Genomic DNA, 17533 nt, shown 5'->3' with positions numbered 1-17533 from the left:
CCCTACCAATGTGCCCCGAGTCGTCATAGACAAAAATGATAGACAGATATTCACCAACGTCACTCAGCAGGCCGTCCAAATAACGCGCAGATCGTCTCACAAGTTGAATGATTTACTTGATGCACCGTGTGGTATTGCGAAAAATTTCAACCGGCAGTTGACCTGCGGCGCACGCGTTCACGCATCTCGCGCGGACTGACGCCGAACTCGCGGCGAAACGCGCGCGTGAAATCCGACGCCAGCTTGAAGCCGTGCCGATAGGCGATCTCCTGCACCTGCCTGTCGTTGGATGCGACCAGTTCTGCGTGTGCTGCACGCAACCGCTTGCGCAGGATATAGCCGGCGACGCCGCCAACGCTCTCGAATGCACGGTAGAGGGCGGAGCGCGAGATCCGCAATTGCTGCGCAATGCGATCCGGCGTCAGGTCGAAGTCGCCGAGATGCGTCTCTATATAGAGTCGCGCACGCTCGAACAGCACGGATTCGACCGCGCTGCGCGCCTGATCCAGCCGGTCCGAAGACAGCTGGATGCATGCGGCGATCATCTGCGCGGTCGCCCGCCCTGCCTGTTTCAGCTCCTCCGGCGACATCAGGACCAGGCGCGATTCTAGTCTGTCGAGATAGTCGGACAGCAGTTCGATCAGATTGCCCGAGAGCAGAATGTTGCAGGCGTCGTTGAGCTGATCGGCCACGTCTGCGAATGACCGGCGCGGCAAGGCGAGCACCAGGCCATCATAACCGGTGATGCTGCCGCGGAAATCGTCGTCGAGCGAGATCAGGAACATCGCGCCCGGTCCGGCATGAATCCGCCGCTCTGCGGTTTCGAAGCGGGCCTCGCCGGAGCGCAGGCGGAACAACCACCAGATATCGACCGGCGCGCCCTGCGAGGGCTCGATGACGCGCGCGAATGTTTGATCGGCAACGCGTCCTGACGTGAAGACGACGTCGGTCATGTTGCAGGTCAGGTATTCCACCTCGAACCCCTGTGCGGGACTGTAGCCATCGGGCGGCGCGACGTCGATCAGGGAGGCCATGCGCGTCTTCCAGACCTCGAACTGTTCCGACGGCGGATAGAGTCGTGTCGTGAAAAGCCGCGGTACCGCCGGGACGATGTCCCTGATGTTCCGAGGTTCGCGCGGCAAGGGAACTTGTTCCAGGAGCTTCGCTGCGCTCCCTGGCCTATTGTCGTCTTCTTGCATGTATTTTCGTCCCCGGTTGTCGCGACGAACGTCGTCTCAACGGAGGCGCATTCCCAAGGTTGCGTCGCCGGCCGCTGGCGGGCAGGCGATTTTCAGGCGGACAATGAAGCAGCATTTTCGGATACGGACGCCAACCGCTTACACCGGCCGCTCCTGATAGGGCCGATGCGTCCTGCGGCAGTCGGGCTCACACATGGTCTTCATCATCGTCGCGTCATAGCCGGATCCGCTGCGGTTGTTTCACCGCCGCGTCGGCTTCGCTCATTTAGAGAACAATCTGCGCGAGAACCAGAGCGGCGGCAACGCACGCTGCGAAGAAATCCAAGATTGCATGCGTGCGATGCGATCGGGCAACGCATCGTCGCAGAGACTTCAGAGAATGTTCTCGATGTTCGAGCTGGAGACGAGATGAATGTCGCGAGAGCGCAGCAACCTAAGCACGGTACATGACACAGCACGAATCCCGCGTACGGGATTCGCGTCGACAACGCCAGAACACGCGTGCCTAATCATGCGGCATTCCAACAGCGCAACGTGAATGCGATCGATGGGAACAGAGCACGCGCGCCGCACGAGGCGTGCGCATGTTGTGGCACGTTGCGGCATTCGCGTCTGAACGTCGAGATGACGAAAGTAACAATGGCTCATTACTTTCGTCGATGAACACGCGCGCGGCGCCGGCGGCACGGGCCTGATCGCCGGCACCCGCAACACCAATGCGTTCCTCGATCGGGCGCGGCCCGGCTAGGTCTTGTCTTGTCTTGTCTTGCCCGATCCAATCGAGCAATGCCCTCGTCATGGAACGCCGCCGTTGGCAGGCGACGCAGATCGGATATGCATTCGGATATCCGAGGAAGATGTCGGCTACTTCGGTGACGAAAGTCGCAACAAATGGGCCGCGCCCCTGTCGTAGATTTGTAACCATCTTGCAAATCGTGACCGCGCAAAAGTCGCGGGCAGCCTTCACGCAACCTTTTGCAAACTCCAGACTGCCTACCATCACCGGCATATTGTAGTGATAGTGGGGACGGGAATGGCTGGGCTGCGGCCGAATATCCCAATACGACTCGGGACTGCATTCAGGGAACAGCATTCGGGCGTTGAGCGTGATCCCGCCGTTCCATCGGTCGGAACAAACCCGGAGGTCGAGCGCCTGCGCGGCGTCATTGCACGCCTGATGCATACGGCCGCGCATGACCAGCTGACCGGCCTTCCGACCCGCAGCCTGCTGCTCGAGCGGCTGGATCTTGAACTGGCGCGCGAGGCCGATGACGGCGCGCGGATCGCGGTTCTGTTCGTCGATCTCGACAACTTCAAGCTCGTCAACGATTCACTCGGCCATAGCAGCGGCGACGAGGTGTTGTCCGAGATGGCCCGGCGTATCCTTGGCTGTCTCGGACCGGAAGATACGGCGAGCCGGTTCGGCGGCGACGAGATGGTGGTTCTCCATCCGCGCGCCTCGGACCGCTCCGGAGTGGACCTCGGCAAGCGGATCCTCAGCGCGCTGGCGGAGCCGATCCTGCTCTCCGGCAAGGAAGTCGTGGTATCGGCAAGCGTCGGGCTGGCGCATTGCAAGCCCGGCACGAAGTCCGCCGAACAATTGCTGCGCGAGGCAGACACCGCCCTCTACGCGGCAAAGGTCCGCGGCCGTGCGCGATTGGCCGAGTTCAACGACGATCTGCATGCCCGCGCCGAGAAGCGCGTTCAAATCGAATCCGATTTGCGGGCGGCGCTGCGGGAATCGCAGCTGTTCGTCGAGTATCAGCCGCAGGTCCGTCTGAAGGATGGCTGTGTCGTCGGCGTCGAGGCGCTGGTGCGCTGGCGGCATCCCGAGCGTGGCATCATCTCGCCCGCCGACTTCATCCCTGTCGCCGAGGAATGCGGGCTCATCGTCAGGATCGGACGGCAGGTGTTGCAGGAATCCTGTCGCCAACTCGCCCAGTGGACGAGGCTGATGCCGGGCTGCCGGCTGGCCATGACCGTGAACGTCTCGCCCCGCGAGATCGCGGAGCCGACCTTCATCCAGGAGCTCTGCCAGGTTCTCGCCAGCACCAACGTCGATCCGACCGCCCTTTGTCTCGAAATCACCGAGAGCGTCATGATGAGCGCCCCGGACGAGGTCGTCCAGGTGCTCGATCAGATCCGGCAGCTCGGCGTGTTCGTCGCGATCGACGATTTCGGCACCGAGCACTCATCGCTGTCGCGCCTGCGCGACATGCCAGCCGAAGTCCTGAAGATCGATCGCAGCTTCATCGACGGTCTCAGCAGCGAACCGGGCGATACGGCGATCGTATCGTCGATCCTGAGCCTGGCTTACGCGATGGGCAAGCACACCATCGCCGAGGGGGTGGAACGGCGTGAGCAGGCGGCAATGCTGCTCCGCATGGGGTGCGACGTCGCCCAGGGCTATTTCTTTTCGCGGCCGGTCGCCGCCGAACAGATCGCGCCGATGCTGACCAGGGCACTCTGGCATCCGAGTTCGGGACGCGCGCTGCATGCTGCGCAGCCGGTGGAAGGACCGGTTCGGCGCGGCCATCATTATTTCATCGACGAATTCCTCGATCACATCGGGGCGCCCATGGGCACCAAGGCGACGGTCTCGCGATGATGTATCTCGTCATTGGTCTCAGCAATCTGGCGATCGGACTGGCTTACGCGGGCCTCGGGCTGTTGTCGGCCTGGGAAACGGTCAGCCTGCATCGCTACCGCGGCTGGTCCCGCTTCGGCATCGGATTTTCGATGATGGCTGCAAGCTGCGGGCCGCATCACCTGGTGCACGGCTTCCAGGTGCTGCAGGGCGAAAGCGTGTCCGGGTCGATGCTCGCCGTCACGCTGCTCGGGCTGCCGGCAGGACTCACATTCGTGTTCCTGCGGTTCGAGACGATATTGGGTGGTCAGGGTGAGCGAATGATGACCCTCTCGCCGCATCGCGCGATATTGCTGGTCGGCGGCTTCGCCATCACGGCAGGCTGGCTCGCAGCCTGGGCGATGGCCCAGCCCGGCGCAAACATTCCGTTCCTTTGCACGTCAGCCGATCTTGCCGCGCGCGTTGCGTTCCCAGGCACCTGGATCGACGTTGCTTCGGCCACGTTCTACGCCAACGTGTTCGTGACCGTGACTTACGGCTTGGTCGGCTGGTACCTGGCTGACCATCAGGTGCGCCGCTATCTGGCGACCGGCGTCTGGTCGCTCTCCGGGACCGCGCTGGCGGGCGTCTTCTTCTCCTGCGCGCTGATCCATCTCATCGACGCCACGACTTACGGCAGCGGATCGATGCTCGTCTTCGACCTGATCGGCATTCCCGCCTCGGTTTATTTCCTGTGGGTCGTCGAGCAGCTGCACAGCGACTCCGTGCTGGACTGGAATCGGCGTCCGCTGGTCGGCGCCGCGGCCGCGCCGGCACGGCCCTCACCCTGGAGCGGCAGGAACCTGCAGCACTGAATCACCGCCGCGCCAACAATCTCGATGTCGTCGCGGCGAACGCAGTGACGGTGCCGGGAGATGCCGCGGCTTCTCGGCTCAAGCACAAGCGTCTCTGGAATATTGGATCACCGCATGCGCAGGTGACGACACCGCGCTGCCCCCGCATCGTCGTGATGGCGAAGCGCAGCTTGCCGAGCCGTAGCTCGCAGCCAAAGGCCCGCCTTCGCCCTTTGGGCTTCGGCGTGGCATCCTTCTCTCGCCGCGCGAGCGAAGGATGGTGGGTGCGACAGGGATCGAACCTGTGACCCCTACCATGTCAAGGTAGTGCTCTCCCGCTGAGCTACGCACCCAAAGCCGTGTTTGGATCGGGTCCCTATAACGGACCCGGACGGGGCAGGCAAGGATACAAAGTGAAGGTTTTTTGGCGAATCAGGCCGCCAGCAACTTGTTCACTTCGCTAACCAATTCCCTCAGGTGCACCGGCTTGGCCAGCACCTTGGCGTTTTTCGGCGCCTCCGAATCGGAATTGAGGGCCACCGCGGCAAAGCCGGTGATGAACATGATCTTGATATCGGGATCGAGTTCCGAGGCACGGCGCGCCAGCTCGATGCCGTCCATCTCGGGCATCACGATGTCGGTGAGCAGCATTTCGAACGGCTCCTCGCGCAGCCGCTGGTAGGCCGACATGCCGTTGTCGTGCGGAGAGACCTTGAAACCGGCATTTTCCAGCGCCTTGACCAGGAAGCGGCGCATATCGGTGTCGTCTTCGGCGAGAAGAATTTTCGGCATGGCAGGGATCGTCGAATCCGGCTTGAGGAGCAGTCCGAACAATAAGCCCGACAGAGGGTAAATTTCGGGTGAAATTTGCGTCAAGCCAGCGGCAAATGCGCGCCAGCCATTTGTGGACCGAACCACGCATCGAATCAACCTTGTGCGGCATTTCACGCCTTTAAGACGCGTTCCAGGCGGCGCCACACTCTTTTCACTTGGCAGAATGATCGCGATTACCGACAATGCCCGCCCATAAATCTCCGCTTTTCCGGCAGAATCAGTTCTTGCGGGGCGAGGCGGACGCAAGGGACGGCGCCAAGGGAATGACCGAATTTGCTGGCGAGTTGTCGCCCCCGTTCGAGATCGTTGAGCCGCAGGCCTGGCGCGCGCCGATCATCTTTAATTCCCCGCATTCTGGCTCGGTCTACCCGGCCGAATTCCTTGAGGCGTCGCGAATCGACGTGGCGTCGCTGCGCCGCTCCGAAGATAGCTTCATGGACGAGTTGATCGCCGGCTTGAGCGATCGCGGCTTTCCCATCATCCGGGTCAACTTCCCGCGTTCCTACGTCGACGTGAACCGCGAGCCCTACGAGCTCGACCCGCGCATGTTCACCGGGCGGCTGCCGAGCTTTGCCAACACCCGCTCGATGCGAGTGGCCGGTGGGCTGGGCACCATCCCGCGCGTGGTCGGCGACGGACAGGAGATTTATCGCGAGCGGCTCGACGTTGACGAGGCGCTGCGGCGGATCGAGGTGCTCTACAAGCCCTATCACCGTGCATTGCGCCGACTGATCAACAAGGCGCACCAGGCGTTCGGTGCCGTGATCTTGGTCGATTGCCATTCGATGCCGTCGGTCGGGGTATCGCGCGACGAGCCGCGCCGGCCCGACATCGTGATCGGCGACCGCTACGGCACGAGCTGCGCGCCGCTGCTGCCCGACCTGGTCGAGGAGACCATGGGTTCGCTCGGCTATTCGGTCGGCCGCAACAAGCCCTATGCCGGCGGCTTCATCACCGAGCACTACGGCAATCCGGCAAGCGGCCTGCACACGGTGCAGATCGAGCTCAACCGCGCGGTCTATATGGATGAGCGCCAACGCGAGCGCGGACCGCGCTTCGCCCAGGTAGCGGCCGACTTCGCGGCGCTTGCCGATGCGCTTGCGAAAATTCCGTTCGGAGATCTCGGCCCGTTCCAGGCGGCGGCGGAGTAAATTGTTCATCGGGCACTATGGTGACGATGAAGGCATGAACTTCGAATTCAAATTGGCGACGCGACAAACGCCGAATTGAATTCTCAATTCACTCGCGGAGAGACGACCCCAAGAAAAAAGGGCCGCTTGAATGAACAAGCGGCCCAAGTCTAGGGAGGAAACGCCCAAGGAGGGCAGCGATAGCGCGAGGCGCTACCGCACCGCAACAATATGCGACCGCGCTGCACAAAACGCAAGAACTTTCGAAACATTTCTTCTGTAATGTTGGTAAGTCTGGCGAAACTGCAACACGGCCGAAAGGCCAAATTAAGATGTTGAATATCAATATCTTACGCGAGAAATCGAGATCGGACAGCGTTCAGCGCATAGCTTGTATACCAGAACTCGCAACTTCGTGATCCGCCGCGAAGCCAGAGAGACTTTCGAATCGAAGCCAAATCGAAAGTCCCGGAACCGGGTCATCAGGCTGGGATAACACTCTGTTAATCGTGCGCGCCGCATCGGATTGAGCTAGGCAAGATCGCATCCAGCTTCTAACGCGACGTTTGCGCATTTCAGGGACACGCCGTGACGGTCATCGACTTTACCGCCTTCATCGGCCGCCTCGCGACCGCATCCGGCGAAACCATTCTACCTTTCTTCCGCACCTCGCTGTCGGTCGACAATAAAAGCTCGAACGATTTCGATCCGGTCACCGAGGCCGACCGGGCCGCCGAAGCGGTCATGCGGCGGCTGATCAAGGCGAACTTCCCCCAGCACGGCATCGTCGGCGAGGAGTTCGGCAATGAGCGGGAAGGCGCCGACTATGTTTGGGTGCTCGACCCCATCGACGGCACGAAGTCGTTCATCGCCGGCTTTCCGATCTGGGGTACGCTGATCGCGCTGCTGCACAAAGGTACGCCGGTATTCGGCATGATGCACCAGCCCTATATCGGCGAGCGGTTCTCCGGCGACAACGGCTCGGCGAATTACTCCGGGCCGTCGGGCGGGCGGCGGCTCTCGGTACGGCGCTGCACCTCGCTGAAGGAGGCGACCGTCTTCACCACGAGCCCGCTGCTGATGAATCCGGATGACCGCGCCCGCTTCGGCCGCGTCGAGCACGCGGCGCGCCTGTCGCGCTACGGCGGCGACTGCTACTCGTATTGCATGCTCGCAGCCGGCCATCTCGACCTCGTGATCGAGACCGAGCTGAAACCCTACGACATTGCCGGCCTGATCCCGATCGTCACCGGCGCCGGCGGCGTCGTCACCACCTGGGACGGCAAGCCGGCGCAAGCTGGCGGCCGCATCATCGCAGCCGGCGATCCGCGCGTGCACGAAGCCGCGATGAAGCTGCTCAACGCCTGAGCTTCGTCGCCCGATTCTTCGGTTGCCGGGCGATTGATCTGCGCCCATCCTGACCGCAACGAGAAAAGTCAGGGATGGGCGACATGACGATGTGCGGCAGGCTGCTGGCGGCCATTCTCCTGCTTCTCGCGCCCGTTGCGACTTCGGCTAAGGAGTTCCCCGCCAAGCCTGTCCGGCTGATCGTGCCGTTCCCGCCCGGCGGCCCGAACGACATCATCGCGCGGGTGATCGGGCAGAAGATATCTGAACTGGTGAAGCAGCCGATTATCGTCGACAACCGCGCCGGCCAGGGCGGCGTGCTCGGCACCGATGCGGTCGCGAAGGCCTCGCCCGACGGCTATACGATTGCGATCGCGAGCGCCGGCGCGCTGGCGATCAGCCCGAGCATGGAGAAGGTCGCCTACGACACGCTGAAGGATCTCGCGCCGGTGACGCTGGTCGCGACCGTGCCGGAGATGCTGGTCGTCGCCACCGACGTGCCGGCAAAGAGCATGAGCGAGCTGGTCGCGCTCGCCAAGGCGCAGCCGGGCAAACTCAACTTCGCCTCCTCCGGCCCTGGCAGCCTGCCGCATCTGGCGTGCGAATTGTTCAAGCTGACGGCGAAGATCGACATCGTCCACGTGCCCTATCGGGGCGCGGCGCCGGCGGTGAACGATCTCCTGGGGCAGCAGGTGCAAATGACCTTCCTCGACCTGCCGGTGATCCTGCCGCAGATCAAGGCCGGCTCGTTGCGGCCAATCGCGCTCGGCGGCCGCGAGCGTGCTCCGACCGCACCCGACGTCCCGACCACGGCGGAAGTCGGGATGCCCGACCTGATCATCGAGAACTGGTACGGCATGGTCGCGCCCGCCGGAACGCCGCTCGAGATCGTCGCAAAGCTGAACAAACTCGCCACCGATGCGATGGCTGATCCGGCGGTCAAGGCAAAGCTCGCCGCGCAGGGCCTGATTCTGGCCGGCGACACGCCGGAGCATTTCCGCGATTTCATCGCCGCCGACATCAAGCGATGGGCGAAGGTGATCCAGGACGCCGGCGTGATAACGGCGAAGTAGGTTTAGTAATCGAGCCGGCCACGCAGCTCCTCGAACGGGATCATGACGTGCTGACGAAACGGCGGGCGCTGCTGCAGCCTCTGATACCAGCTCTCGACCGCTGGCAGCGGCGGTCGCGCGATCTCGAGCCCGAAATAGCGATAGAGCGAAGTTCCCGCGGTGATGTCGGCGAGCGACGGCGTCTCGCCGAGCAGGAACGGCGTCGCCTCGAGAAGCCGTTCGAGCTTGGTAAAATGCCGCTCGCAGCGGGCGAGCGCCTTGTGAATGGCCGGCAAGTCGCGCTGGCTCTCGGGTGTGCGGAAAAATCCCCAGAACACGCCGCCGAGAAAATCCGGCTGCAGCGCGGTCTGCGACCAGTCCATCCAGCCATCGACCCGCGCCCGGATGACAGGATCATCGGACCAGAAGCGGCCGTTGCCGTAGCGCGCGGCGAGGTAGCGCAGGATGGCGTGGGATTCCCAGACGGTCGCATCGTGATCCCTGACGACAGGCACGCGGCCATGCGGGTTCATCGCGAGGAATGCCGGCGCATCGAGCCCGCCGAACGCGCCGCCGGCATCGATGTGCTCGTGTGCCAGATCGAGTTCGCCGATCAGCCACATCACCTTCTGCACGTTGAACGAACTGCGTCGTCCCCAGACCCTGAGCATTACACTCCCCCCGGCTTCGTCAGCGCTGCGCTTCGGCCCGCAAATATTCCACCAGCTGCTTGGCCGCTCGCGGCAGCGCCTTGAAGCTGCGCGCGCAGATCGTCAGCCGGCGGTTGGCCCAGGCGTCGCGGATTCTGATCGTCGTGATCGGCATCGCCGCCGCGCAGCGCCGCGCCGCGGTTTCCGGGATCACCGCGATGCCGACATCGGCGGCGACCATCTGGCAGATGGCGTCGAAGCCGCGCAGGCGGGCGCGGAAGCGCAGCCGCGCACCAAGTTTCGCCGCGTGCCTGGAAATATGGACCTGCAGCGCGGACGTTGCGGTGAGGCCGACGAAATCGCGGCCAACCACCTCCTGGAAGTCGATCTGGCGGCGGCCGCCGAGATCGCTGCGCCGCGACGCCACCAGCATCAGGCGGTCCTCGCTGAACAGAAATCGCTCGACGCTGTCAGGCAGCGCGTGTTCGGCGGCGAAGCCGAGGTCGGCGGCGCCGCTGGCGATCGCGGTCGCGATGTCGGTACTCTCGCGCTCCTCGACGTCGACGCTGATATCGGGATGTTCGTGCAGGAACGCCGCCAGCGCCCGCGGCAGGTGCTCCGACAGGCCCGAGGTGTTGGCGAGCAGCAGCACGTTGGCGCGGACGCCGCTGGCATAGGCCGCGAGATCGCTCTGCAGGGCCTCGACATTATGCATCACGATCCGCGCGTGACCGAGCAGGCTCTCGCCCGCCGCCGTCAACTCGACGCCGCGACGGCCGCGCTTGAGCAGCGCGACGCCGAGCGCCTCCTCGAGACCTTTGATCCGCTCGCTGGCCGAGGCCAGCGCAAGATTTGCGCGCGCCGCGCCCTGCGTGATACTGCGCGCGTCGGCAACCGCGATGAACAATTGCAAGTCGATCAGGTCGAACCGCATGACGTTTCCCCGCCCCGCCTTCGGGTGATCCGAAGGCTAACTCCGTAAGCTCCAGATTGTGCCGATCGGCACGATCGGTCAATGTGCAGTCATGGTCGACCATCTCCTGATCTTCATCGCCTTCGCCTTCCTGCTCGCCGGCTTCGTCAAGGGCACTCTCGGCCTCGGTCTGCCGACTGTCGCGATGGGGCTGCTGGCAACCACGATGGCGCCGGGTCAGGCGATTGCGATCGTGATCGTGCCGGCGATCGTCACCAATATCTGGCAGACCTTCGTCGGTCCCTTTCTGCGCGACATCCTCAAGCGGCTGTGGCCGCTGATGCTCGGCACCGTCTTCGGAATCTGGATCAATGCCGGGCTGTTGACCGGGCCGTACGCGGCCTACGGAACCGTCGTACTTGGCGCGCTGCTGGTGATCTACGCGATCGTCGGCCTGAGCCGATTCAACTTCAAGGTCAGGCGGCGCGACGAGAAATGGATCGGCGGCATCGTCGGCGTCATCACCGGGCTGATCTCGGCGGCAACCGGCGTCCAGGTCATTCCCTCAATGCCGTTCATGCAGGCGATCGGCATGGAGCGGGACGAATTGGTGCAGGCGCTCGGCGTCTTCTTCACCACGGCAACCATCGCGCTTGCCTTCAACCTCACGGCCTCGGGCCTGCTGACGGCGGCCACCGCGCTGCCGGGCGCGGTGGCGATGGTAGCGTCGTTCACCGGCATGTTCATCGGCCAAGCGGTCCGCACACGGATGCAGCCAGACGTCTTCCGCCGCTGGTTCCTGATCTCGATGATCCTGCTCGGCATCTATCTGGCGGGCAGCGCGCTGCTCAAGATCCACGGCTAGCGCTTCTTGTTTGACGCGTTTTCTTCACGCGAACCGGTAGCCACTTCGCTCGAAAACGCTCTGGCGACGGCTAGCGCGCCTCCAGCATGGCAACGCGGACGCCGAGATAGATGAAGAGCGCGCCGAGCGAGCGGTTGATCCAGGCAATCACGCCGGTCGATTGCCGGATGCGGCCGGCAGCCCGTGCCGCGAAGGCGGCGAGGCCGAGGCACCACAGCGTACCGCCGGTGATGAAGATCAGCCCGAGCACCAGGAAGGCGAGCGTCTTGTGGGCTGAGTCCGCCGCCACGAATTGCGGCAGGAAAGCCAGGAAGAACAGGGCCACCTTGGGGTTGAGGACGTTGGTCAGCGCTCCCTGCCAGAACACGCGCGAGATCGAGGTCTCGCCGTCCTGCCCGGCGGTGTCCGCGACCGGCTTGGCGCGCGACAGCAGCATCTGCAGCCCGGTCAGCACCAGATAGGCCGCGCCGATCAGCTTGACGGCCAGGAACGCGGTCGACGACGCCATCAGCAGCGCCGACAGCCCGATCGCCGCACCCAGCACGTGGACCAGGCAGCCGCAGCTGATACCGATCGCCGCAGCGGCTCCGCCACGCCATCCGTGCTGAATCGTGCGTCCTATGATATAAGCGGTATCCGGCCCCGGCGTGACGTTGAGCAGCAGCCCGGACAGGACAAACAGCCAAAGCTCGTGAATTCCCAGCATCTCGGCCACATTAGCCCATGTAAGTAACGACCCTGAAAGGAAGGTCCCAACCTGCGCCATCCCGGCGACACACGAATTCAGTAGAGAAACGGACTGTACGATCCGTTGGTCGCATGCCAATTCCTGCTACTATGCATTATAGGTGCACGTAAACCGAGCTTCCGCCGGACCCGGCCTGTCTTGTAAGTATCGGATTCGGTCACCTCGGCTAAGTGGCCATTCCAGGGCACAGGAGACATGGAAAGACGGCTCGCTGCCATTCTTTGCGCTGATATCGCCGGCTATTCCCGCATGATGGGAGTCGACGAGGCGGGGACGCACGCCTCGTTCAAGGCGCACCGCAGTGCGATCTACCCGATCATCCTCAACCATGGCGGCCGAATCGTCAAAAACACCGGCGACGGCTTCCTGCTGGAATTTCCGAGCATCATCGGCGCGATCGAGGCTGCCGTCGCGATGCAGACCCTGATGGCCGAGCGCAACGAACATCTGCCCGCCGACCGCGCCATGCATTTCCGGATGGGCGTCCACATGGGCGACGTCATGGCCGACGAGGACGAGGTGTTCGGCGACGACGTCAACATCGCAGTCCGCCTCGAGACCGTCGCCGTGCCCGGCGGCATCGCAGTGTCGGACAAAGCCCGCACCGAGGCGGGACGGCGACTCGCCGTCACCCTGGCCGATGCCGGGCCGCACCGTTTCAAGAACATCGCCGAGCCGGTCCATGTCTGGACCTGGGCGCCGGCCGGATCGGATCTCCAGGACAAGGCGCCGGACGACGGCCCGCATCTGCCCGGGCAATACCGGACCGCGATCGTCGGCGTGCTGCCGTTCGACAACCTGAGCGGCGGAGCCGACGAATATTTCTCCGACGGCCTGACCGAGGATCTGATCCACGCGCTGTCGCTGCAATCCTTCTACCGCGTGCTGAGCCGCAACTCGACCTTCGCCTACAAGGGCAAGAACGTCTCGACCCGCCTGATCGCGCGCGAAATCGACGCGACCTATCTGATTCAGGGCTCGGTGCGCCGCGCCGGCAACAAGATCCGCGTCTCCGCCGAGTTGATCGCGCCCGAGAAGGGCGAGCAGCTGTGGACCGGCCGCTACGACCGCGACATGGGCGACCTGTTCGCGATGCAGGACGAGATCACCGCCAACCTCTCCGCGGCGGTGGCCCAGGAGATCTACCGCGCCGAGGCCTCGGCACCGGCACGCTCGCCGAACGCCGAACTGACGGCGTGGGACCGCTTCCTGAAGGGTCTGTCGCACTATTATCACCAGACCAAGGACGATTGCGAAACCGCGATCGCGCTGTTCAAGGAGGCGATCGAGCTCGACCCCGCACTGTCGATCGCGCGCGCCTATCTCGCGCTGATCCAGATCCAGAGTGTCCAATTCGGCTGGATTCCGAGCACCCGCGAATTGTGGGCCTCGTCGGTGAGCCTCGCCGAGAGCAGCGTGCGGCTCGACCCGCGCTCCTCGTTCGCATTTTCGCTGCTCGCCTATCTGCATGCGATGCAGGGCCACTATGAAGCCGCGATGGACGCCATCAAGCGGGCGATCGAGCTCAATCCCTACGACATGGGCGCCCGCGGCGTGCTCGGGATCTGCCATATGGTGATCGGCGACCATCGCAAGGCGGTCGATCTGTTCTCGACCGCGGTCCAGCGCGGCAACAGCGATCCGCGCTACCAATGGGCCGCGCTGAATGCGTTCAGCCATTATCTGCTTGGGCAATATGACGCGTCGCTGTCGTGGTCGCGCGAGGGATTGTATCTCAACCCGAACCATCTGCAGTGCCTGGCCGTGCGCGCCGCCGCGCTCGCCCAGCTCGGCCGCGCCGACGAAGCCGCGCAGGCGGCCGAGGCGCTGCTCGCCAACCATTCCGACCTCACGGTCGAACGTCACCTGCGCAATTTCCACTGGAAGAACCCGGCCGACATCGCGCATTATCGCGAAGGCCTCTTGAAAGCCGGCCTCCCCTTCGGCAAACTCGCTCTGGTTGCATCCACGTCGAAATTCGCCGTCGATTCCTGAGCGAAATTCATCCTCCGGTGATGGATGCCTTTTAAGCTGAAGCTTTTCAGGATGTGGATTGATGCCCGATACGGCTGCAAGCGGGGCGCCCGCCCCGCAGGTTTCCCCTGATAATCCCTGCCCGTTCCTGCGCGCGCTGGTCGCCGGCGCCTATGTCGGCGGTCATGTCGTGCCACTGCCGAAGCTGACCGAAACCATCGACCGCGCCACCGGCAAGACCGGCCTTCCGGCACTGAACGCCGGCGCCAAGATATTCATGGTCGCGCAGATGGCCAACGGCATCGGCCCCTTCAGCCAGATCCGCAGCCTGTTGCAGGGCGCGATCCTCGACGAGTTGCGCAACGGCCCGCTCGACAAGCACGGCGCCGGCTCGCGCATCCTCGACCAGCATGCCGTCGTGCATGAGGACGAGATCGCGCGGCTCGCCACCTTCGGCAGTGACTACAAGGCGCCCGACGGCAGCGTCGAACGCGGGCTGTCGGCCGCCGAGATCAAGACCTTCATGGCGGCAAATTTCCAGCGCGCCAAGGACGAGCATCCGCCATCCTACGCGATCCTGCACTGCTACTATCCGCTGCTGATGCTCGGCGAATGGCCGGTGCTGCTCGACATCATGGGCAAGGGCGAAGGCAAGGACCGCTATCTCAGCGTCGCCGAGGTCAGGACCTTGTTCGTGGAAAAGCGCTTTCCCGACCGCATCGTCGCGCTGCTCAACGGCTGAACCCCGAGCTCACACCAGTCCATCGCTCACTTGAACAGCGGCGTACCCGGCACGAAGGCGTCGAACGCCGCCCAGAATTGCCCGCGGTAGCGATCCTGCTCCTGCAGGATCTCGTGCTTGGAGCCGGCGATCACGAGATGCGAGCCGGCGCGCAAATGATAGGCGAACTCCTCGATCGCCGCCGTCGACACCACCTCGTCATTGCTCGCCGCCAGCATCAGGATCGGCTGGCGGATTTCGGTCGGGTACGTCATGCCGCGGAAGGTGCGCATCGCGGTGAACGCAGTGTCGGCCCAGGCGATGGTCGGCGCCGCGATGCCGAGCGTCGGGTCTTCCTCCAGGATCGCCGCGTTGCGGGCGTGGCGCACCGGGTCGCTGGTCACGGGATTGCCGATGAATGGCGCGAGGCCGACCAACTCGTCGTTGCCGCCCGGAATGTAGCGGCCGCCCTGCCCGGCGAGGCGCATGATCCGCAGCAGCGCGCTCGGAAACAACGACACGCGCCCGCGCGGCAAGTCGATCATCGGCGCCGACAGCACCATGCGGTCGAACCAGCGCTTGCCGGCATGCGCGACCCGCAACATGACGGCGCCGCCCATCGAATGCGCCAGCGCAAAATAGGGCGGCGGACAGTCCGGCAGTACCACCTGCTGCACGAAGGTCTCGACATCGACCTCGTAGTCGGCGAAGTTGCGCACGTAGCCCTTGCGCGGATCGCGCAGCCGCCGCGACGAATGGCCCTGCCCGCGCCAGTCGATCATCGCCACCGCAAAGCCGCGGTCGCGCAGGTCACGCACGGTCTCGAAATATTTCTCGATCATCTCGCCGCGCCCGCCGAACACGCAGACCGTGCCCTTGCGGCCGGGCGGCGGCGCCCAGCGCGCGAAGCGCAGCTCGGCGCCGTCAGGCGTCTTGATGGTGCCACTGACAACGTCGTCCGGAACCGGGTTGGCAGGGATCGAGACGAGCGTCATGCAGGAGACCGAAATGGGGGGACAGGGTGGGGATCAAGCACGCGGGCGCCGAAAAAAGCTGCGCGGTTTCCGCCTCTTGAACGCGACGTGACTCCTCCCATATCACCTCAGTGCAGGCCGCTACCAGTGTTTCGGAACCGGAACATGAGGCTGCACACATCTAAGCCCGGCCCGATGGCGGGCGGGTAACTGCAACAGTCGCTCATTGGAGGACTATCCTATGCGTAGCTACGACCTCACTCCGTTCTATCGTTCCACCGTCGGCTTCGACCGCCTCTTCAACCTGCTCGATCAGGTGACCTCGGACGGCAGCCCCGGCTATCCCCCCTACAACATCGAGCGCACTGGCGAGAATGCCTACCGGATCAGCGTTGCGGTCTCCGGCTTCTCGCAAGCCGAGCTTTCGATCGTCGCGAAGGAGAACACGCTGACGATCAAGGGCGAGAAATCCGCCAATGAGAACTCCGGCAACGGCTCGGAAGTGCTCTATCGCGGCATCGCCTCCCGCGCCTTCGAGCGCGTCTTCCAGCTTGCCGATTTCGTGCAGGTGAAGAACGCCTCGCTCGAGAACGGCCTGCTCCATGTCGATCTCGTCCGCGAGATTCCCGAGGCCAAGAAGCCCCGCAGCATTCCGATCGGCGGCGGCGAGAAGGCCCCGCAGGTCGTCGACGGCTCGAAGGTCGCGGCCTAAGCAATGCCCCCGCGTCAGCAGATATTGGCTGAACGCGAAAACGCCCCGGGAAACCGGGGCGTTTTTTGTGTCTGGCTGCCGTAGCCCGGATGGAGCGAAGCGCAATCCCGGGTTGTCCGCCGCGGCGGCACCGTCCCGGATTACGCTTCGCTCCATCCGGGCTACCGACTTCACTCCAGCCCCTGCACCTTCGGCATTTCCTGGGTCGGCAGGATCGCAGGCGGGGGCGCCGGTGCAGCGGCCTGACCGACGGTCGGAGCTTCGGCTTGCTGAACGGCCTGCGACGCCGTCTGGGTCTGCCCCGGCTTGGGCGTCGCGGCTGCCTGCTCGGCTGGCGCAGGTGCGGTTGCCTGGGCGGGCGCAACGGTCGGCGGGACGGCCGCCTGGGTTGCCGGGGCAGGAGCCTGGGCCGCTGCAGGCGCCTGCGCCTTGGCCGAGAGCGGGCTCCGCTTCGGCACCGGCACGCGGCTGGCGACGTGCGGAATCGGGAGCGGTGGCCGCGGCACCCTCGCCTGGATCGCCCGCGGCATCGGGCCGACCGGGCCGTAGGTCGCGCTCATCTCGTCCTTGTAATTGTCGCCGAGCCGGTAAGCCGGGGTGAAGCGGACGATGTGCCCGTCGCGGGCGTCGATCACCAGCCGGCCGTCGTCCCCGCCCTGGTCGATCACCGAGATCGTGTAGACGAAGCCGCGCTGCTGGGGCGCGCCGAGGGGTAGATAGCCGTTCTCGCGCAGCACGGTGTAGACCTCGACCGGCGGCAACAGGCTCGGGACGCGGCCGAACCGCGGCGGCGGCGGAACCTCGGGCATGGCGGCGTAGGGCCCGTTCATGTCGGATACCCTGACGAGAGCCGGGCTGCCGATCCGGACTGATGTCACCAGCTGCGACTGGGCCGAGGCCGCGCTGAGCGCGAGAGCGGCGGCTGCTACCGAACCTGTGAACAACTTCATCGCCGTAACTCCTGTCTGGCCGCGCCCCTGGGAGCTTCCCGCTC

General features: G+C 64.3%; 17 protein-coding genes and 1 tRNA gene. 9 read left to right on the top strand and 9 right to left on the bottom strand.

The genetic code is table 11. The features are described 5' to 3' along the window. Positions 1-146: 146 nt before the first annotated feature. Together AKN83_RS10570 and AKN83_RS40505 are read right to left on the bottom strand one after the other, a co-directional pair. Positions 147-1142 (bottom strand): helix-turn-helix domain-containing protein, encoded by a 996-nt coding sequence (locus AKN83_RS10570; protein WP_244521947.1) that lies wholly within the window; start codon positions 1140-1142, stop codon positions 147-149. Between the two features lie 562 nt (positions 1143-1704). Then, positions 1705-2394, bottom strand: coding sequence for a hypothetical protein (locus AKN83_RS40505; RefSeq protein ID WP_172803521.1), 690 nt, complete (start codon positions 2392-2394; stop codon positions 1705-1707). On the opposite strand from AKN83_RS40505, the gene AKN83_RS10565 reads away from it, so the two are divergent. Together AKN83_RS10565 and AKN83_RS10560 are read left to right on the top strand one after the other, a co-directional pair. Next, positions 2377-3807 (top strand): putative bifunctional diguanylate cyclase/phosphodiesterase, encoded by a 1431-nt coding sequence (locus AKN83_RS10565; RefSeq protein ID WP_050405809.1) that lies wholly within the window; start codon positions 2377-2379, stop codon positions 3805-3807. The two genes, AKN83_RS40505 and AKN83_RS10565, sit on opposite strands and share 18 nt — an antisense overlap. Then, complete coding sequence (locus tag AKN83_RS10560; protein ID WP_063695285.1) at positions 3804-4640, top strand: hypothetical protein; 837 nt, start codon at positions 3804-3806, stop codon at positions 4638-4640. Before AKN83_RS10565 ends, AKN83_RS10560 begins: the two co-directional genes overlap by 4 nt. 257 nt (positions 4641-4897) lie before the next feature. Here AKN83_RS10560 and AKN83_RS10555 read toward each other — a convergent pair. Both AKN83_RS10555 and cpdR read right to left on the bottom strand, forming a co-directional pair. Then, a tRNA-Val gene (locus tag AKN83_RS10555) sits at positions 4898-4972 on the bottom strand. Between the two features lie 79 nt (positions 4973-5051). Beyond that, complete coding sequence (gene cpdR / locus AKN83_RS10550) at positions 5052-5411, bottom strand: cell cycle two-component system response regulator CpdR (RefSeq protein ID WP_016843340.1); 360 nt, start codon at positions 5409-5411, stop codon at positions 5052-5054. Between the two features lie 305 nt (positions 5412-5716). Here cpdR and AKN83_RS10545 point away from each other — a divergent pair, with 305 nt between their 5' ends. From AKN83_RS10545 to AKN83_RS10535, 3 genes are all read left to right on the top strand, one after another. Further along, positions 5717-6604: an N-formylglutamate amidohydrolase gene (locus tag AKN83_RS10545; RefSeq protein WP_050405807.1), complete on the top strand. Its 888-nt coding sequence runs from the start codon at positions 5717-5719 to the stop codon at positions 6602-6604. Between the two features lie 567 nt (positions 6605-7171). Then, a complete protein-coding gene (gene hisN, locus AKN83_RS10540) occupies positions 7172-7951 on the top strand; it encodes a histidinol-phosphatase (RefSeq protein WP_050405806.1) in 780 nt (259 codons plus the stop codon). 74 nt (positions 7952-8025) lie between these two features. Next, on the top strand, positions 8026-9003 hold the full coding sequence (locus AKN83_RS10535; RefSeq protein WP_172803520.1) for a tripartite tricarboxylate transporter substrate binding protein: 978 nt from the start codon (positions 8026-8028) through the stop codon (positions 9001-9003). A gap of 2 nt (positions 9004-9005) precedes the next feature. Here the strand turns inward: AKN83_RS10535 and AKN83_RS10530 are convergent, their stop codons facing one another. Together AKN83_RS10530 and AKN83_RS10525 are read right to left on the bottom strand one after the other, a co-directional pair. Beyond that, entirely contained in the window at positions 9006-9653 is a 648-nt protein-coding gene (locus AKN83_RS10530; protein WP_050405805.1) for a glutathione S-transferase family protein, read from the bottom strand. A 19-nt stretch (positions 9654-9672) separates the two neighbouring features. Then, positions 9673-10566: a LysR family transcriptional regulator gene (locus tag AKN83_RS10525; RefSeq protein WP_050405804.1), complete on the bottom strand. Its 894-nt coding sequence runs from the start codon at positions 10564-10566 to the stop codon at positions 9673-9675. Between the two features lie 91 nt (positions 10567-10657). Here AKN83_RS10525 and AKN83_RS10520 point away from each other — a divergent pair, with 91 nt between their 5' ends. Then, complete coding sequence (locus tag AKN83_RS10520) at positions 10658-11410, top strand: sulfite exporter TauE/SafE family protein (protein ID WP_050405803.1); 753 nt, start codon at positions 10658-10660, stop codon at positions 11408-11410. A gap of 70 nt (positions 11411-11480) precedes the next feature. On the opposite strand, the gene AKN83_RS10515 is transcribed toward AKN83_RS10520, so the two are convergent. Continuing rightward, positions 11481-12116, bottom strand: a complete 636-nt coding sequence (locus tag AKN83_RS10515) for a LysE family translocator (protein ID WP_050405868.1) — start codon at positions 12114-12116, stop codon at positions 11481-11483. Between the two features lie 237 nt (positions 12117-12353). Between AKN83_RS10515 and AKN83_RS10510 the strand changes: the two genes are divergently transcribed. Both AKN83_RS10510 and AKN83_RS10505 read left to right on the top strand, forming a co-directional pair. After that, complete coding sequence (locus AKN83_RS10510; protein ID WP_050405802.1) at positions 12354-14153, top strand: adenylate/guanylate cyclase domain-containing protein; 1800 nt, start codon at positions 12354-12356, stop codon at positions 14151-14153. Between the two features lie 61 nt (positions 14154-14214). Then, complete coding sequence (locus AKN83_RS10505; protein ID WP_050405801.1) at positions 14215-14874, top strand: hypothetical protein; 660 nt, start codon at positions 14215-14217, stop codon at positions 14872-14874. A 26-nt stretch (positions 14875-14900) separates the two neighbouring features. Here the strand turns inward: AKN83_RS10505 and AKN83_RS10500 are convergent, their stop codons facing one another. Continuing rightward, the gene (locus AKN83_RS10500) at positions 14901-15848 is read right to left on the bottom strand and encodes an alpha/beta fold hydrolase (RefSeq protein WP_050405800.1); all 948 of its coding nucleotides are present in this window, start codon (positions 15846-15848) and stop codon (positions 14901-14903) included. 220 nt (positions 15849-16068) lie between these two features. Between AKN83_RS10500 and AKN83_RS10495 the strand changes: the two genes are divergently transcribed. Next, complete coding sequence (locus AKN83_RS10495; protein ID WP_050405799.1) at positions 16069-16539, top strand: Hsp20 family protein; 471 nt, start codon at positions 16069-16071, stop codon at positions 16537-16539. A gap of 170 nt (positions 16540-16709) precedes the next feature. On the opposite strand, the gene AKN83_RS10490 is transcribed toward AKN83_RS10495, so the two are convergent. Further along, positions 16710-17489, bottom strand: coding sequence for a hypothetical protein (locus tag AKN83_RS10490; RefSeq protein ID WP_050405798.1), 780 nt, complete (start codon positions 17487-17489; stop codon positions 16710-16712). Positions 17490-17533: the final 44 nt, after the last annotated feature.

It is taken from the genome of Bradyrhizobium embrapense (genome assembly GCF_001189235.2).
In the GTDB taxonomy this organism is placed as follows: domain Bacteria; phylum Pseudomonadota; class Alphaproteobacteria; order Rhizobiales; family Xanthobacteraceae; genus Bradyrhizobium; species Bradyrhizobium embrapense.
The sequence above is the reverse complement of the archived record's forward strand: the minus strand, read 5'-3'. Positions and strand labels throughout refer to the sequence as shown.

Bases quoted from the DNA above. Each gene is read 5' to 3' on its own strand.
- cpdR (WP_016843340.1), bottom strand. From the start codon at position 5,411: ATGCCGAAAATTCTTCTCGCCGAAGACGACACCGATATGCGCCGCTTC.
- AKN83_RS10520 (WP_050405803.1), top strand. From the start codon at position 10,658: ATGGTCGACCATCTCCTGATCTTCATCGCCTTCGCCTTCCTGCTCGCC.
- AKN83_RS10530 (WP_050405805.1), bottom strand. From the start codon at position 9,653: ATGCTCAGGGTCTGGGGACGACGCAGTTCGTTCAACGTGCAGAAGGTG.
- AKN83_RS10495 (WP_050405799.1), top strand. From the start codon at position 16,069: ATGCGTAGCTACGACCTCACTCCGTTCTATCGTTCCACCGTCGGCTTC.
- AKN83_RS10565 (WP_050405809.1), top strand. From the start codon at position 2,377: ATGCATACGGCCGCGCATGACCAGCTGACCGGCCTTCCGACCCGCAGC.
- AKN83_RS40505 (WP_172803521.1), bottom strand. From the start codon at position 2,394: ATGCGCGGCCGTATGCATCAGGCGTGCAATGACGCCGCGCAGGCGCTC.
- AKN83_RS10515 (WP_050405868.1), bottom strand. From the start codon at position 12,116: ATGCTGGGAATTCACGAGCTTTGGCTGTTTGTCCTGTCCGGGCTGCTG.
- AKN83_RS10510 (WP_050405802.1), top strand. From the start codon at position 12,354: ATGGAAAGACGGCTCGCTGCCATTCTTTGCGCTGATATCGCCGGCTAT.
- AKN83_RS10535 (WP_172803520.1), top strand. From the start codon at position 8,026: ATGGGCGACATGACGATGTGCGGCAGGCTGCTGGCGGCCATTCTCCTG.
- AKN83_RS10500 (WP_050405800.1), bottom strand. From the start codon at position 15,848: ATGACGCTCGTCTCGATCCCTGCCAACCCGGTTCCGGACGACGTTGTC.
- AKN83_RS10545 (WP_050405807.1), top strand. From the start codon at position 5,717: ATGACCGAATTTGCTGGCGAGTTGTCGCCCCCGTTCGAGATCGTTGAG.
- AKN83_RS10505 (WP_050405801.1), top strand. From the start codon at position 14,215: ATGCCCGATACGGCTGCAAGCGGGGCGCCCGCCCCGCAGGTTTCCCCT.
- AKN83_RS10490 (WP_050405798.1), bottom strand. From the start codon at position 17,489: ATGAAGTTGTTCACAGGTTCGGTAGCAGCCGCCGCTCTCGCGCTCAGC.
- AKN83_RS10525 (WP_050405804.1), bottom strand. From the start codon at position 10,566: ATGCGGTTCGACCTGATCGACTTGCAATTGTTCATCGCGGTTGCCGAC.
- AKN83_RS10560 (WP_063695285.1), top strand. From the start codon at position 3,804: ATGATGTATCTCGTCATTGGTCTCAGCAATCTGGCGATCGGACTGGCT.